The organism is Gordonia bronchialis DSM 43247 (genome assembly GCF_000024785.1).
Classification (GTDB): domain Bacteria; phylum Actinomycetota; class Actinomycetes; order Mycobacteriales; family Mycobacteriaceae; genus Gordonia; species Gordonia bronchialis.
Genome location: NC_013441.1, coordinates 3,636,881 through 3,651,183, shown reverse-complemented (window position 1 = coordinate 3,651,183; position 14,303 = coordinate 3,636,881). Strand labels below are relative to the sequence as shown.

Annotated in this window: 17 protein-coding genes and 2 pseudogenes; 10 read left to right on the top strand and 9 right to left on the bottom strand. The window is 65.6% G+C overall.

Going from position 1 to position 14,303, the window contains the following annotated elements:
- The first annotated feature begins 140 nt into the window (after positions 1 to 140).
- Positions 141 to 1,391 (top strand): Fic family protein, encoded by a 1,251-nt coding sequence (locus tag GBRO_RS17060; protein WP_233424868.1) that lies wholly within the window; start codon positions 141 to 143, stop codon positions 1,389 to 1,391.
- 240 nt (positions 1,392 to 1,631) lie between these two features.
- On the opposite strand, the gene GBRO_RS17050 is transcribed toward GBRO_RS17060, so the two are convergent.
- The 3 genes and pseudogenes from GBRO_RS17050 to GBRO_RS27765 form a co-directional block, all read right to left on the bottom strand.
- Positions 1,632 to 1,877 (bottom strand): hypothetical protein, encoded by a 246-nt coding sequence (locus GBRO_RS17050; RefSeq protein WP_012835136.1) that lies wholly within the window; start codon positions 1,875 to 1,877, stop codon positions 1,632 to 1,634.
- Positions 1,878 to 1,996: 119 nt separating this feature from the next.
- Positions 1,997 to 2,563 carry a Rossmann-fold NAD(P)-binding domain-containing protein gene (locus GBRO_RS24775; RefSeq protein ID WP_227892977.1) on the bottom strand — a complete coding sequence of 189 codons (567 nt, stop codon included), beginning with the start codon at positions 2,561 to 2,563 and terminating at the stop codon, positions 1,997 to 1,999.
- 92 nt (positions 2,564 to 2,655) lie between these two features.
- Positions 2,656 to 2,871 (bottom strand): annotated as a pseudogene (locus tag GBRO_RS27765) (NAD(P)H-binding protein); the annotation flags it as partial.
- Between the two features lie 6 nt (positions 2,872 to 2,877).
- Here GBRO_RS27765 and GBRO_RS27760 point away from each other — a divergent pair.
- A pseudogene (locus GBRO_RS27760) lies at positions 2,878 to 3,068 on the top strand (helix-turn-helix domain-containing protein); the annotation flags it as partial.
- 78 nt (positions 3,069 to 3,146) lie between these two features.
- Positions 3,147 to 3,659, top strand: a complete 513-nt coding sequence (locus GBRO_RS27095) for a LysR family transcriptional regulator substrate-binding protein (protein WP_223375357.1) — start codon at positions 3,147 to 3,149, stop codon at positions 3,657 to 3,659.
- 45 nt (positions 3,660 to 3,704) lie between these two features.
- Here the strand turns inward: GBRO_RS27095 and erm are convergent, their stop codons facing one another.
- Positions 3,705 to 4,466 (bottom strand): 23S ribosomal RNA methyltransferase Erm, encoded by a 762-nt coding sequence (gene erm / locus GBRO_RS17035; RefSeq protein ID WP_012835135.1) that lies wholly within the window; start codon positions 4,464 to 4,466, stop codon positions 3,705 to 3,707.
- Between the two features lie 295 nt (positions 4,467 to 4,761).
- Here erm and GBRO_RS17030 point away from each other — a divergent pair, with 295 nt between their 5' ends.
- From GBRO_RS17030 to GBRO_RS17015, 4 genes are all read left to right on the top strand, one after another.
- Positions 4,762 to 5,355, top strand: a complete 594-nt coding sequence (locus GBRO_RS17030) for a DUF1707 SHOCT-like domain-containing protein (protein ID WP_012835134.1) — start codon at positions 4,762 to 4,764, stop codon at positions 5,353 to 5,355.
- Between the two features lie 238 nt (positions 5,356 to 5,593).
- Complete coding sequence (locus tag GBRO_RS17025) at positions 5,594 to 6,010, top strand: hypothetical protein (protein ID WP_012835133.1); 417 nt, start codon at positions 5,594 to 5,596, stop codon at positions 6,008 to 6,010.
- Positions 6,011 to 7,675, top strand: a complete 1,665-nt coding sequence (locus GBRO_RS17020; protein ID WP_012835132.1) for an ABC-F family ATP-binding cassette domain-containing protein — start codon at positions 6,011 to 6,013, stop codon at positions 7,673 to 7,675. It abuts the gene before it with no gap.
- A gap of 339 nt (positions 7,676 to 8,014) precedes the next feature.
- A complete protein-coding gene (locus GBRO_RS17015) occupies positions 8,015 to 8,377 on the top strand; it encodes a DUF1801 domain-containing protein (RefSeq protein ID WP_012835131.1) in 363 nt (120 codons plus the stop codon).
- A gap of 114 nt (positions 8,378 to 8,491) precedes the next feature.
- On the opposite strand, the gene GBRO_RS17010 is transcribed toward GBRO_RS17015, so the two are convergent.
- From GBRO_RS17010 to rarD, 5 genes are all read right to left on the bottom strand, one after another.
- The gene (locus tag GBRO_RS17010) at positions 8,492 to 8,941 is read right to left on the bottom strand and encodes a flavin reductase family protein (protein WP_083775705.1); all 450 of its coding nucleotides are present in this window, start codon (positions 8,939 to 8,941) and stop codon (positions 8,492 to 8,494) included.
- Between the two features lie 83 nt (positions 8,942 to 9,024).
- Positions 9,025 to 9,600, bottom strand: coding sequence for a dihydrofolate reductase family protein (locus GBRO_RS17005; RefSeq protein ID WP_223374766.1), 576 nt, complete (start codon positions 9,598 to 9,600; stop codon positions 9,025 to 9,027).
- Positions 9,587 to 10,081, bottom strand: a complete 495-nt coding sequence (locus GBRO_RS17000; RefSeq protein WP_196775873.1) for an SRPBCC family protein — start codon at positions 10,079 to 10,081, stop codon at positions 9,587 to 9,589. The genes GBRO_RS17005 and GBRO_RS17000 overlap by 14 nt, the downstream gene beginning before the upstream one ends.
- Complete coding sequence (locus GBRO_RS16995; RefSeq protein WP_012835127.1) at positions 10,078 to 10,419, bottom strand: ArsR/SmtB family transcription factor; 342 nt, start codon at positions 10,417 to 10,419, stop codon at positions 10,078 to 10,080. Before GBRO_RS16995 ends, GBRO_RS17000 begins: the two co-directional genes overlap by 4 nt.
- Positions 10,420 to 10,493: 74 nt before the next feature.
- Positions 10,494 to 11,432: an EamA family transporter RarD gene (gene rarD / locus GBRO_RS16990; RefSeq protein ID WP_012835126.1), complete on the bottom strand. Its 939-nt coding sequence runs from the start codon at positions 11,430 to 11,432 to the stop codon at positions 10,494 to 10,496.
- A 147-nt stretch (positions 11,433 to 11,579) separates the two neighbouring features.
- On the opposite strand from rarD, the gene GBRO_RS16985 reads away from it, so the two are divergent.
- Genes GBRO_RS16985 through GBRO_RS16975 form a run of 3 tightly spaced genes read left to right on the top strand, consistent with a single transcriptional unit; the run spans position 11,580 to position 14,293 of the window.
- Entirely contained in the window at positions 11,580 to 12,422 is an 843-nt protein-coding gene (locus GBRO_RS16985; protein ID WP_012835125.1) for an ABC transporter permease, read from the top strand.
- Between the two features lie 19 nt (positions 12,423 to 12,441).
- Positions 12,442 to 13,218 carry an ABC transporter ATP-binding protein gene (locus tag GBRO_RS16980; protein WP_012835124.1) on the top strand — a complete coding sequence of 259 codons (777 nt, stop codon included), beginning with the start codon at positions 12,442 to 12,444 and terminating at the stop codon, positions 13,216 to 13,218.
- A 25-nt stretch (positions 13,219 to 13,243) separates the two neighbouring features.
- A complete protein-coding gene (locus GBRO_RS16975; RefSeq protein ID WP_012835123.1) occupies positions 13,244 to 14,293 on the top strand; it encodes an ABC transporter substrate-binding protein in 1,050 nt (349 codons plus the stop codon).
- Positions 14,294 to 14,303 lie beyond the last annotated feature (10 nt).

Genomic DNA, 14,303 nt, shown 5'->3' with positions numbered 1-14,303 from the left:
GCGCAGCCGATGGTGGTCATACAAGCAGCCTCTTGCACAAAGCCTATTTGATCTAGATTGGGTTCTGCATAAAATAGGTTAGCTACGACACGCGGTTAACGACGGTGGATACGGAGACACATCAGGTGCCGTATAGAACGTTGAAGTCGATCTTTCACCAACGGGATCGGGTCGGTGCCGACGCCGAGGAGCGAGCTCGCCGAGACTCGCCCGCCTCGATCCACTGGGACATGATGATCGGCGAGTCTTCGATGTTCGCGCTGATGACACCTGAAGTCGCCGCGTTGATCGAACGGATCATGAGCTTCGAACCGAAGATCCAGGCCGAGTGGGATGGGTTACCAGGCCGGGCGCAGCACCACTACCTGCAGCGAATGGTGATCGACGAGATCCAGGCGACCAACGAGATCGAACAGGTCCGCTCTACTCGGAAGGAGATCAGCGCGGCGATCAAGGCGGTCCGGGCGGAGCGACCTACCGCGAGCAAGCGATTCACGGAGATGGTGCGGCTCTACCTCGACATCGGTAACGACGAGGCCGAAAGCCCACAGACACTCGACGATGTCCGTACTGTCTATGACGCGGTAACCGCGGGTGAGATACGTGACGAAGACGCCCCCGACGGGGTTCGGTTCCGGCGAGGTTCGGTGTCGGTCGAGTCAGGAACCAGAATCGTGCACACCGGCGTCGTGCCCGAGTCGGCAATCGACGACGCGCTCGTGCTGATGCTGAGCCAAGGCCGCGACGAGTCGGTTCCCCGGCTAATCAGGGCCGTGGCCGCGCACTTCATCTTCGAATACACGCACCCGTTCTACGACGGTAACGGCCGGACCGGGCGCTACCTCCTTGCGTTGGACCTCCGGCAGGTATTGGCGCCCTATGCGAGCCTGGCGCTGTCGGCGACGGTCGCCGACAACAAGGATCGCTACTACCGGGCGTTCACTGACACGGAGAATCCGCTGAACCGCGGAGATCTGACGCCATTCCTGATCGAGATGCTCGAGCTCATCGGCGAGGCGCAACATCGCCTGTTGCTGGACCTTTCCGAACGTCGACAGAAGATCGAGACGCTTGCGGTTCGGGTCAGCGTTCTGGTCGAGGATGAACAGTTTCCGCTGAACGTCGGACTCGATCGAGAGTCGCCGCCGCCCGTGGAGTCCGGCGATATCGCTTCCATCCTGTTCACCCTGGGCCAGGCTCACCACATCGATCCAAACCGCGCCGTCAAGATGAGCACCCTGGCCGACGCGATGGGTCGATCAAATCAGTTCGCCCGCCCACGGCTGCAGCGCCTGGACGACGCCGGGATCATTGAAACGGTGACGAGGAAACCGTTGCGCTTTCGGCTCACCCAGCAGGGCATGTCGCTTCTCGAACTGGGCGGGGGGTGACTATCCGGGCGACGGCCTGGCGTCATTCGCTCGCCGTCTGCCCGAGCATCGAGGACACGCGCGACTTCGTCCCGCGTCCGCCCCAGCTTGCGGGTGAGTACCGAATGCAACTCGATGAGGACCTGGGCGCTGTGACGGCGTTGGTGGCATCCGCGATGAACACCTCTCGCGCGCGCAACTGCTTCCCGGGAAGGCTGTCGTCGAATTGGTAGGCGATGAGGTTGGTGTCGAGGAAGAGGGTCACCGATCGGCTTCGGTTGCGGCGTCGTAGAGCTCTTCGCGGGTCCATCCGGTACCGCCCGAGGTTCCGCTCAGCTCGCGCGAGAGGCCAACGAAGTCGGCTACCGCGCGCTCGCGTCTGGCGCTTGCCGCGTACTCGGCAAGGCGTTGTGCGAGATACCGATTCACCGATTCGCCGCGCTCGATGGCGCGGATGCGTGCCCGCTTCAATGTCTCATCGTCGACGGTGATCGTCAGGTTTGCCACTGGACCAGTGTTGCACTTATCCCGTGCTGCAATGGTCGGTGAACAGGCGGTTGGCTACCTGCGCGAATCGACACCGTGGCCGGTGCCGCCACGAGTGCGCCCCAACAAGGTGAGTGCGGTCACCTCGACGCCGCGGGAGCTGTGACCGCCCTGGTCAGCACCGTCGCGCACCACTCGGCGAACGTCGTGCCGTTCCCATTGCCGTCAGCGGGCGGATACACCCCGGCGGCTTGAGCCTCGGCCATCTCGACGAGGCCCTGCACGGTTGCCGGGCTCGCCCCGTGGGCTGCATACGATTCGCGGTACTCGGCAAACGTGCTCTGCCGATAGACGACGGATCGTCGCAGCGCCTCGGACATGATCTGCCCCAGCTGACGGGGCGTGTGATCGTGCGGGTCCCGGATCGGTATGCCCTGCGACCCGGTCCACGTCGCATCGCTGAGCAACGTGGCCGCGGCGTCTGCGATGTCGCTGCAGGCCACGGTGGCGACCTCGGAATCCGGATCGGCCGTCATCGTGAACGTTCCGGTGGTGATCGAATCGCTTTGGTGGAGAAGGTTTTCCATGAAGAACGCCGCCTGTAGCGACCGGTAGGCGGCGCCGCTGGATTCGAGGACGCCGTCCATCGCCCAGGCCGCCGACAGCATGCCTGCGGGTTGCGTGAAGCCCCGACCCAACGACGACACGGCGACGACCCGCGGGAGACCCGGACGGCGTCGGCGATCGGCCGTGCGAAGCCGAGGTAGTACTCCGTCACGTCGTCGGCCCGGAAATCCGGCGGTACCACGACGAACAAGGCATCGGCTCCGGTGAGGGCCTGATCGAGCACGGCCGGGTCATTGTGGGAGCCCACCACCACCTCGGCGTGCTGCGTTAGGCGCGGCGGGAGCTTGGCGGGGTCGCGAACGATCAGTCGTAGCGCCTGGCCGGCGGCGTTGAGGGATTCGGCAACTGCGGCGCCGATGGTGCCGGTGGGAGTGGCTATCACGATCATGATTCGATGCTGGCGCGGCGGCGTCACGATGAGAAGGACCGGCTCGGACCTGGTCATTACCCTGAAGGTATGAATCAGGTGGAGTCTCGGCCGCTGCGCTACTTCGTTGCGGTCGCCGAGGAACTCAACTTCGCGCGGGCCGCCGAGCGGGTGGGCATCGCGCCGCCCTGTCCCGCGCCATCTCCGGACTCGAGGCCGAACTCGGGGTTCGCCTGTTCGAGCGCACGACCCGGCATGTCGTCCTCACCGAGCCGGGTGCATCGTTGCTCGGGGATGTGCGAGACGCACTCCTCGCACTCGACGCCGCGACGAACCGTGCCCGACGACGGGCGGACGCCGCGGACAGTCCACTGGTCCTCGCCGTGAAAGCGGATGTCGAAGGCGGCCTGCTGGAGGATGTGCTCGCGGTGTACCGCGCTGAGCACGCGGCGGTTCCCGTCGAGATCGCGTTCACCGGCTGGCGCGAGCAGGCCGGGCTGCTGCGTTCCGGTGACGCCGACGTGGCGATCGTCGTCGAACCGTTCGACACCACGAGTCTCGATCACGAGCCACTCATGAGCGAGTCGCAGCGACTCGCCGTTCCGGCCGGCCACCCCTTCGCGGACAATCCGCGGTTGCGGATGGCCGACGTCGAGAGTCGCTATGTGCAGGCCGGCCCCGACACCCACGTCTACGTTCCGCGCGGCGCCCAGCCGACACACGCCGCGGCCGAACGCGCAGCGCGTCGTCAACTTCCCGGTGGCATCGCATCGCGCCGTCCGAACAGCGTGTGCTCCTTTCCGCGGTGAGAACAACGCGGCCGACCCATTGAAGTGACCCGCACGGTCCCGCGATCATCGTTTACCGATGGTGGTCCACAGCGAAACCCATTGTGCGACATCAAGATCGCGTGGCAACGCCCATGGTCCGACTCCGGAGCGACGCAAGGCGTCGGCGACCCGCCGGCCGTCGGCGTGGCGACGGAGGATCGCTGCGATGCCACGGCCCCGGCCGGTGAAGACGTCACCGACGAAACGTTCGTAGCGACGTCGGTCGCGGGGATCGATCAGCGGCCGGCGACGGCGTGCGATGGTGAGGATTCCGCCGTCGACGGTGGGCGCCGGTCGAAAGGCGCGGGCCGGAACACGGCCGTGTAGCGCGAAGTCGAACCACGGCGCCGCTTGCGCCGTCATCATGGTGGCACCCCCGACCCCCGCTCGGCGTCGTGCCACCTCCCACTGCACGAGCAGAACGGAATCGGTCCACGTGTCATGGCCGAGGAGTCGTCGCAGGATGGCGCTGGTCAGATGGAACGGAATGTTGCCCACGACCACCGGCGCGTCGATGACGTGGGTGAGCACATCGGCATGCAGCGCGTTGATGTGTGGAAACCGCTGTCGCAGAGAATGTATGAGGCGTGCGTCGATGTCGATGGCGGTCAGCGGCCGGTCGAGGGCGGCCAGGTGCGCGGTGAGCGCGCCACCGCCAGAGCCGATCTCGAGGATGGGCCCGTCGGTGGCGTCGATGAGATCGACGATGCGTTGGATGGTGGGCTGGTGGACGAGGAAGTTCTGTCCGAGCTCATGGCGTCCGCCATGTGACGAGGAAGTGGGCACGGTGCGCTCCAGCGTGGATCGTGACGTGGCGCAACCCAGCAGCGGCGAATGAACCGCACACGGCGATGATCTCGCGGCCGAGGTGCATGGACATCTCGGTCGACGGCGCGAGAAAGACAATGAGTCGTCGCGCCGTCAGGCGCGACGCAGCCGACCCATGTTCGTGTTGCGCGCCGACGACGGCGCACTGTAGAGCGTTCCCATGGCGGCGACGGTAGTCGTTTGCGGGCATCGTCCGCGACAGGTTTTCTGCCCGCGGCATGAGCCCGGCCGGCCAGTGCCGGCCACCCCTACCATGTTGACCATGGGCGAAACCGACAAAGACGACATCTTGGTAGGGAACCCAGAACGGGAACGTGCCATCGGACTGCTCAACGATGCCTTCTCGTCGGGGTATCTCGACGTCACCGCGTTCGAGGACCGGTCGGGTGCGGTCTATGCCGCGCGCACACGCGGCCAGCTGCGCGTTACCGTCGACGGCCTGCCGACCGCGGCCTCACTGTTTCCCGACGAGCCGGCCGCAGCTCTCGCGCGACCAGCGACGAGCGTGCCGATGCAGCTCGACGTGAACTGGCAGACCGTGCGCCGCAGGGGTGTTTGGGAGGTGCCGCCGCGCATACTCGTCACCGGCTCGATGGGGACCGCCGACCTCGACTTCAGCAACGCCGTGTTTCGTGTGCCACTCATGGACTTGGAACTCCAGGTCTCGGCGTCGAGTGTGAAGGTCCGCTTAGGGCGCACCCAGGAGATCCGCTACCCGGATCTGTCGCGGTCGGGGTGGTCCTCCATCAAGGACAAGGCCGGGGCCCCGTCGGAGCGCGGAGGACCGGTCATCACCGTGACCGGATCGATCTCGGGTTGGTCGGGCCTCTACATCAAGCGTTCGTGAATCCTCGGCCGATGGAGAGCACACATCCGTGCTGGGGCTGTCCGCCTGCGCTGGTGGGCTAGACTCAGGCCCAGTGCTACTCGCATAGCCTCCCGAGCCGGATACCGAAGACCCGCGTTCTTTCGGATACCGGCGTTGAGGGCAAGGTCCGCCGGATCTGCGAAGGACGTTGCCGTCTGGTGGCTTTCATCCGATACGGTGCGAACGCGGGCAGAGCCGTAGAACGGATTACGTGGTCATGACCAGCAATGCAGCCGAAAAGCGGGCGGCCCGCGAATATGCACGACGCCACCGCGTGTCATATCGCAGCGCGCTCATTGCGGTGCGGACGGCGCGATCTCTCACCACTGAGGTTTTCGACGAGTATGTGGCCCGGCTCCTCATCGAGGCGATCGAGGGCTGCGGGATTCGGCACTGGGCCCACATCCGATCCTGGGACGGTGCGACGACGGCGACCATCACCGAGGTCGGTGGCGACACGTTTGTCCTCGACGCCGAGACCGTCGGTCCGGCGTCGCATGACTTCCTCATTCGCGAGCCGCATGTGCGACCGCTGGATCTTGACAGCTTCCACGCCGATGTCATCATCCAGTCGGCATTGTTCGATTGCGTCATCTACCGCAGCCAGGTACGACGACGACCGCAGGTGGCGTGAGTGACCGCAACACTCGTCGCCAAAGACGTCGCGGGCGGATACGCCCACCGGGTCCTCTTCGACCATCTGGATCTCACCGTTGCACCGGGGGACGTCGTCGGCGTCGTCGGAGCCAACGGGGCCGGCAAGACGACGCTGCTACGGGTCCTCGCCGGGGATCTCGCTCCGCTGGAGGGCACCGTGACGCGTGCTCCGGCTGATGCTTTCGTCGGGTGGCTGCCCCAGGAGCATGCCCGCGTGACGGGGGAGACGGTCGGCGCCTACGTCGCTCGGCGAACCGGATGCGCCGCGGCCACCGCGGCGATGGATGCGGCGGCCGCCGCGCTGGCCGACCCGCCCGACGGTGCCCATCCCGACGATCTGGCCGACGTGTACTCCGCCGCCCTCGATCACTGGCTGGCGACCGGCGCACCCGACCTGGACGAACGTCTGGCCGCCACACTTGTCGATCTCGGACTCGAAACCGGCACGCCCGCACCCGAATCCGCGCTCATGACGGACCTGTCCGGCGGGCAGGCGGCGCGTGTCGGGCTTGCCGCGCTGCTGTGTTCGCGGTTCGACGTCGTCTTGCTCGACGAGCCCACTAACGATCTCGACCTCGACGGTCTGGCGCGTCTCGAGGAGGTCGTGCAGGGGATGCGCGGTGGTGTGGTGCTGGTATCCCACGACCGAGAGTTTCTGTCACGCAGCGTGACCCGCGTGCTCGAACTCGATCTCGCGCAGCACACCAACACCGTCTTCGGTGGTGGCTACGACAGCTTCCTCGAAGAACGGGAGGTCGCCCGACGCCATCGGCGTGAGGAATACGAGGAGTTCGCCGAACGCAAAGCCGACCTGGTGGCCCGGGCCCGGACGCAGCGTGAATGGTCGAGTCAGGGCGTGCGCAACGCGATCCGCAAAGCCCCGGACAGCGACAAGCATCGCCGGCGTGCGGCCAGTGAGTCCAGCGAGAAGCAGGCGCAGAAGGTTCGGCAGATGGAGAGCCGGATCGCGCGGCTCGAGGAGGTCGTCGAACCACGCAAAGAGTGGGTCCTCGAGTTCACGATCGGCTCCGCGCCGCGATCCAGTTCTGTGGTGTCCACGCTGAGCGATGCCGTTGTGCGACGGGGAGACTTCGTTCTCGGTCCGGTGTCGCTGCAGGTCAACGCAGGGGAGCGGATCGGGATCACCGGGCCCAACGGCGCCGGCAAGTCGACGTTGTTGCGTCTGCTGTTCGGCGATCTCGAACCCGACAGCGGCGACGCGCGTCTGAGTGCCAACGTCGCGATCGGGGAGATCGACCAGTCGCGTCGGCACTTCACCGGTCCGCGGCCGCTCGCCGAGCGCTTCGAGGAGTTCGTCCCCGACTTCACCAGCGCCGAGGTCCGCACCCTGCTCGCGAAGTTCGGGTTACGCGCCGACCACGTCAACCGGCCGGTGAGCGAGCTGTCGCCGGGGGAGCGCACCAGGGCGGCGTTGGCGTTGCTGCAAGCCCGCGGCACCAATGTCCTGGTGCTCGACGAGCCGACCAATCACCTCGACCTTGCCGCGATCGAACAACTGGAATCGGCACTCGCCTCCTACGACGGTGCACTGCTGCTGGTGACACACGACCGTCGGATGCTGGCCAATGTGCACGTCGACCGGCACTGGCGCGTCGAGGGCGGGCGCGTCACCGAGCGGTGAGGAGTTCGCCGTATCTTTGAGTCACCAGGTGGCTCAGAAATACGGCAATGATGCTTGGCTGCACGAGGATTCATCCATTCCTCACGCCGAGTTGCGGGGTGAGTAGCCCGCGCCGCAAACACCGGATGCCGGCCGTGTCGCGGAAGCGCCTGATATCCTCGTCGGTGGCACCATAGGTGCCCTCGCGCAGTCGATGACGAAGTGCTCGTCTGACACATTCGCGGAGAGGACTGATCACGGTCAGGACACGTCCGCGTTGGAGATTGCCCAACCGGCCCCAACCGGGGGCGGTTGAGTTCACCATGCCGCGAACGCGGCGCGAGAGAAAGGTGGGCAACCATGCCCAGTGTGAAGACCGACAAGACCGCGAAGGATGCGAAGGCGGTCTCGGACAAGATCGCGTCCTTTCCGGAACCGTATGCGACGATCGGCGCGCGTCTGCACGAGACGATTCTCAACGCCGGACCCAAGGTCAAACCACGCATCTGGTACGGAATGCCGGGCTATGCCACCGGGCGCAGTACACCGGTGCTGGTGTTCTTCCGGCTCGACGACGGTGTGATGTCGCTGGGTTTGTCGGAGAAGGCCACGGTGGAACGCGAAGCCGGCAGCACGCTGCGACCGTCGGCCTGGTACCTCGACGAGATCGATGACGTCACCCTGGAGAAGATCGCAGGTCTGGTGCGTACCGCTTTCTCCTGATTCGAGTGTCTCGTGTCGGAGATCGAACAGCCGACCCGCACACGCCATGATCGCCGTATTTTGAGTCACCAGGTGGCTCAAAAATACGGCGATGATGTTCGGCTGCAGGGTGATTCACGCGTCGTGTCCCGGTTCGATGTCCTTGGTATCGGCGAAGCGAACCCAGGCTTCGGGGCCGCGGGCCTCGGTCCGGACCTCGCCGGCGTCGGGCTCGATCAGCAATCCCGTGTGGTCGCCCATGTCGATGCGCTCGAGTATCCGTCCGGCGAACCACATGGCGGCGTCGTCGAGGATCGGTAGGTCGTGCGGCCCGTCCGACCAGGCGCACCGGGCGAACTTGTCGGTCGTGTCGCCGGTGGTGCCACCGAACAGAGTCGCCAACTCCAGATGGTCCCGCGGAATCAGATGCACAGCAAGATGTTCGGCGTTTGCGGCAACACCGTGCGTGTGGTTGGCCTGCGAGATGCCCACGAGAAAACGTGGCGGGTCGATGCTGGTCTGCGTCGCGAACCCGACGAGGCAGCCCGAGCGTTCAGCGCGGTGTCGGGTTGTCACGACGAACATCGGATAGTTGATGGCCGCCGTGATCTCGTCGAAAGCGTCAGAGTGAGTCACACCGGCCTTCCTGGTTGACAGCAGTGGTGGCCTCAGGTCAGGACACGATATCGGAGAAGAGCGACGCCGTTGCCGAATCGGCGCTCTTGGAGGAGTTCCAGGTCCCGGCGTGTGCCGGTCGGTAGTGCGGGCTTTCCGCCACCGATGATGCTGGGCCAGACGAACAACTGGCACTCGTCGATCAGCCCGGCGTCGAATGCCTGTCCGGCCAGGTTGGCGCCTCCGATGGTGAGATCGGCTGTGGCCGTTCGCTTCATCTCGCGTACCGACGCCGGGTCCAAGCGCGGCTCGATCCGGGTTCGGGTGGTGGACGACGCGGTCAGGGTGGTGGAGTAGACCACCTTGTCGGCTGCCTGCCACACGGTCGCGAAGGCGGCGGTGAGGTCGGACTGCGCGGCGAGCGCAGGCTCGGTCTCCCACGGCGCCATCGTCTCGTACAGCCGACGGCCGTAGAGGAACGTACCCACCGGATTGGTGAGTTCGGTGTAGGTCGCGAACACCTCGTCGTCGTGCGGATACAGGTTGAAGGCGCCAGTGGCGTCCTCGATGTAGCCGTCGAGGGACATGTTGATCACATAGATCAGCTTGGCCATGTCACTGCGCTCCATTGCTCTGAGGGGATGAGGGGGTGGCACTCAACGCGGCTGCAAGCTTGGTCAGCGCTTCTCGCCATCCCTGCTCGGCACCGCCCGTCACCTGGCGGGGCAGCCACTGACTGATGGACAGGCGGGTTCGCCCGTCGGTCTCGTCGGAGAACTCCACTCGGAGCCTGGTCTCGAACGGGGCGAACCCGTCGGGGAGTCGGCCGGAGACCGCCATCAGGCCGTCGAGCAGTTCGCCGTCGGTGACGTCGGTGAGGTCGACGCGGACCTGAACCCGGACGTCGGGATCCGCAGATGAGAACTCCGTCCATCGCTGGTAGCCACCCGAGCGGATGTCGAACTCAATCTCGCTGCGCGGCAGCACGTTGTCGGTCGGACCCCACCAGGACACGAAGTGGTCCGGATCGGTGAAGGCCCGATAGACGAGCGATCGCGGCGCGTCGAAGACGCGCGATATCGCTATCTGTGGGCGACCGGTGTACATCATGTCTCCTCGCGGTTGGTCTGCATGGCGGCCAGATGGGCGTCGAGGCGGTCGAGGGAGGTATCCCAGAACTTCCGATAGCGCTCGATCCAGTCGGCTGCCTCACGCAGTGGCGCCGCCTCGAGGTGGCTCGCGCGCCACTTTCCCGACCGTGACCGCGAGATGAGTGTGGCGTGTTCGAGCACCTTCAGATGTCGTGAGACCGCCGGCATCGAGATGGAAAGAGGTGCGGTGAGCTCGGTGACCGTGGCATCACGCTCGGCCAGCTCGGCCAGGATCGCCCGCCGAGTGGGGTCGGCGAGTGCCGAGAAGACGACGCTGAGCTGATCGGTCGCGGCCATGTGACACCTTCGGATCATTTAACAACTCGGTTAAATGTAGGACGGGTGTGGGTCACCCGTCAAGGGACCACGGTTCAGATGGCGGTGCCGTCGATGCGCCGTCGGGTCAGACGGCGTGTCTGGGTTGCCTCGCGGACGGCGTCGATGCTGAGCAGGGCCAGCGCCAGCCACACGATCCCGAACCCCACCCATCGTCCGGGGCTGAGGTGTTCACCGAGGATTGCGACGCCGCAGATCAGCTGCAGCACCGGGGTGATGAACTGCAACAGTCCCACCGACACCAGCGGGATGCGGCTGGCCGCAGCCGCGAACAGCAGCAACGGGATGGCGGTCGCCACTCCGGTGCTCATCAACAGCAGAGTGTGCCCCCAGCCCTCGGTGGTGAAGGTGCTCTCATCACGTACCGCGAGCACGATGAGCATGATCGCCGCCGGCGGTGTGAGCAGCACCGTCTCCGTGGTCAGCCCCTGCAGCGCCGTCAGGTGTCCGCCGACGCGGTTCTTGATCAGGCCGTAGAGACCGAAGCTGAACGCCAGACTCAGCGCGATCCACGGCACATGTCCGTCGTCGACGGCCAGGTAGATACACGCGACCAGTCCGACGACGACAGCGGCGACCTGCAATGGCCGCAACCGTTCTCGGAGAACGAGAACGCCGAGTGCGACGGTGAACAGCGGATTGAGGAAGTATCCGAGTGAGGCCTGGGTGACGTGCCCGGTGACGACGGCCTGCACGTAGATGACCCAGTTGGCGGCGATGGCGACACCGGCCGCGGCGGTCATGGCCAGTCGCCGACGGTCGGCCAACAGCCCACGGACAAAGCCGAACTGGCGCAACGCCGCGAGGACGACCACGCAACACAGCATCGTCCACACGATCCGGTTGCCCAGGATCTCCCACGCGCTTGCCGGGATCAGCAGATGGAAGTAGAGCGGGAACAGACCCCACACCGAGTAGGCGCCGACGCCGCACAGGGTGCCGGTGGTCGCCTGCGGGTGGGAGTCGGCGGTCACGAAGCCAGCCTATGGGGTGGCCACCGGCCCGTTCGAGGCGGCAGCGTTCGCGCACCGGTACGCGAACCGAACGGTAGTCCTGATCGATTCGGTCAGCGTGAATCCAACGGTGGGCTCGAGGTCCGGGACGCCATACGGTCGATCCCCATGGCCGAACATACTTCGAGCCCGGGGACCACTGCAGTCGGTGAGGTCGGTGCGCAGTCCACGGCCACGCGATCCGACAGATCGGTTCGCCGCGACCGCATCTACACCGGTATCCGGGTGTGCTCACCGTTGGCGGTCCTGGTGTTGTGGCAGGTGGGCAGCGCGCTGGGAATCTTGCCGCAGGACAAGTTGCCTGCGCCGTCGCTGATCGCCCAGGCCGGATGGGAACTGCTGGTCGACGGGCAACTCGTGGACGCGATCGGGGCGTCTGCGCAGCGCGCGGCAATCGGATTGGCCGTCGCGGTGATCGTCGGCGTCGGGCTCGGCGTGCTGGTCGGGTTGAACAGGTTGTCCGATGCCGTGGTCGACCCCAACATGCAGGCGATCAGAGCGCTGCCACTCTTCGGTCTGATCCCGTTGTTCATACTGTGGTTCGGGATCGGCGAAGTGCCCAAGGTGCTGCTGGTGGCGTTGGGTGCGATGTTGCCGCTGTATCTCAACACCTCCGGTGCCATCCGCCAGATCGATAGGCGGCTGGTGGAAACTGCTCGGGTACTGGGCTTTTCGCGAATCACAACCATCCGTGAGCTGATCATCCCGGCAGCGATGCCGCAGATTCTGGTCGGATTGCGGCAGGCGCTGGCCATTGCATGGCTGAGCCTGATCGTCGCCGAACAGATCGCGGCCACCTCGGGCCTGGGGTACCTGATCAACAACGCGCGTGACTTCCTGCGCATCGACCAGGTCATCTTCGGCCTGATCGTCTATGCCGCAATGGGATTGATCACCGACGCCATCGTGCGCGCACTGGAGCGATACACCACCCGATACCGACGACAATGAGCGAAGGAGGCAAACGGGGATGACTCAGACGATCAGCCACGAAACAGCTGCTGCCACAACACAGGACGCCTCCGTCGGATCGGTGTCCGGTCCAGCCGCGGAGGTGACCGGCGTCGGCCTGAGCTACGGTTCGACGGTGGTGCTGCGCGACGTGTCGCTGACGGTCGGCAACGACGAGATCGTCGCACTCATCGGTCGAAGCGGTAGCGGGAAGTCGACGCTGTTGCGTCTGCTGGCCGGCCTCGCCGAACCCGATGCAGGGTCCGTTCGTACCGCGGGTTTCCCGGCGGTGTCTTTCCAGGAACCCCGACTGTTCCCGTGGCGCACCGTGATTCAGAACGTGGGCTTCGGCTTGACGCGCGAGAGGGTCGGCAAGAGCGCAACCCGGGAACGCGCCCTCCAGACGCTTGTCGAGGTCGGTCTGCGAGACAAGGCGCAGGCCTGGCCGGCGCAGCTCTCCGGTGGTCAGGCACAACGAGTCTCACTCGCCCGGGCGTTGGTGACGCGGCCACGACTCCTGCTTCTCGACGAACCGTTTGGCGCGCTGGACGCCCTGACCCGACGGAGCATGCACGATCTGTTGCTGAACCTGTGGCGTACCAACGGCTTCGGCGCGCTGTTGGTGACCCACGACGTCGACGAGGCGCTGCGCCTCGCCGACCGTGTCGTGGTACTCGCAGATGGACGGATCGTCTCCGACCGTGCCGTTCCCGAGCCCCGGCGAGGCGACGACCGCACCGACTTGGCCGGTCTGCGCGCCCAGCTCCTGATCGCGCTCGGCGTAGCCGATTCGTGAACACCCTTCTGAAGGAAGACCATTGATGACAATGAAGTCTGCTCTGCGTACCGCCGTCGCGGCGATCGCGACCATGCTGATTGCCCTGACCCTGGCCGGCTGTGTCCAGCGTGAGGATGCCGCCGAGACCGTGTCTGACTCGACGGTCGATGTCAGCCAGCTCGCCGATCTGACCCTGCAGGTGGGAGATCAGAAGGGTGGTACGGAAGCTCTGTTGCGTGCATCCGGCGAACTCGAGAAACTGCCGTTCGCGGTGAAGTTCTCGACGTTCACCTCCGGGCCACCGCAGATCGAGGCGGCCACCGCGGGCAAGATCGATTTCGCGGTCACCGGTAACACCCCGCCGATCTTCGGTGCGGCGTCGAACGCCAAGGTCAAGGTCGTGTCGGCCTACTCGAACGACGCCTCCGGGGACGCGATCCTGATTCCCGCGTCGTCGACGTTGCGCTCGGTCGCCGACCTCAAGGGCAAGAAAGTGGCCGTGGCCAAGGGGAGTTCGGCTCATGGACACCTCCTGCTGCAGTTGCAGAAGGCCAATCTCATGTTCGGAGCGGGCAAAGACGTCGAACCGGTGTTCCTGCAACCGGCGGACGCGCGGTCGGCCTTTACCACCGGAGCGGTCGACGCCTGGGCGATCTGGGATCCCTACACCGCCATCGTGCAGCTACAGGATCATGCCAAGACGCTGATCACCGCGCAGGGCGTGTCCAATGGCTACGGATTCGGCATCGCGGCCAACGGTGCACTGGCAGATCCCAAACGCAACACCGCGATTCGTGAGCTCGTCATCCACATCGCGAAGGCGAGCGCCTGGGCCAAGGCCAACCCGGCGCAATGGGCTCGGCGATACGCCGCGGCCATCGGCATCGATCCCCGTGCAGCGGCGACGGCACAGGGTCGCAGTCTGCGGCCGGCGATCGAACTGACTGACGCCGTGATCGCATCTCAGCAGAAGCTCGCCGATGCGTTCACCGACTCCGGCCAGATACAGGGTGGCATCAACTTCGCCGACTACACCGACAAGCGCTACAACGAGGCACTGACGCCGTACTTCGTGGCGCCCCAGCAACCGTGAGGCGGGATTC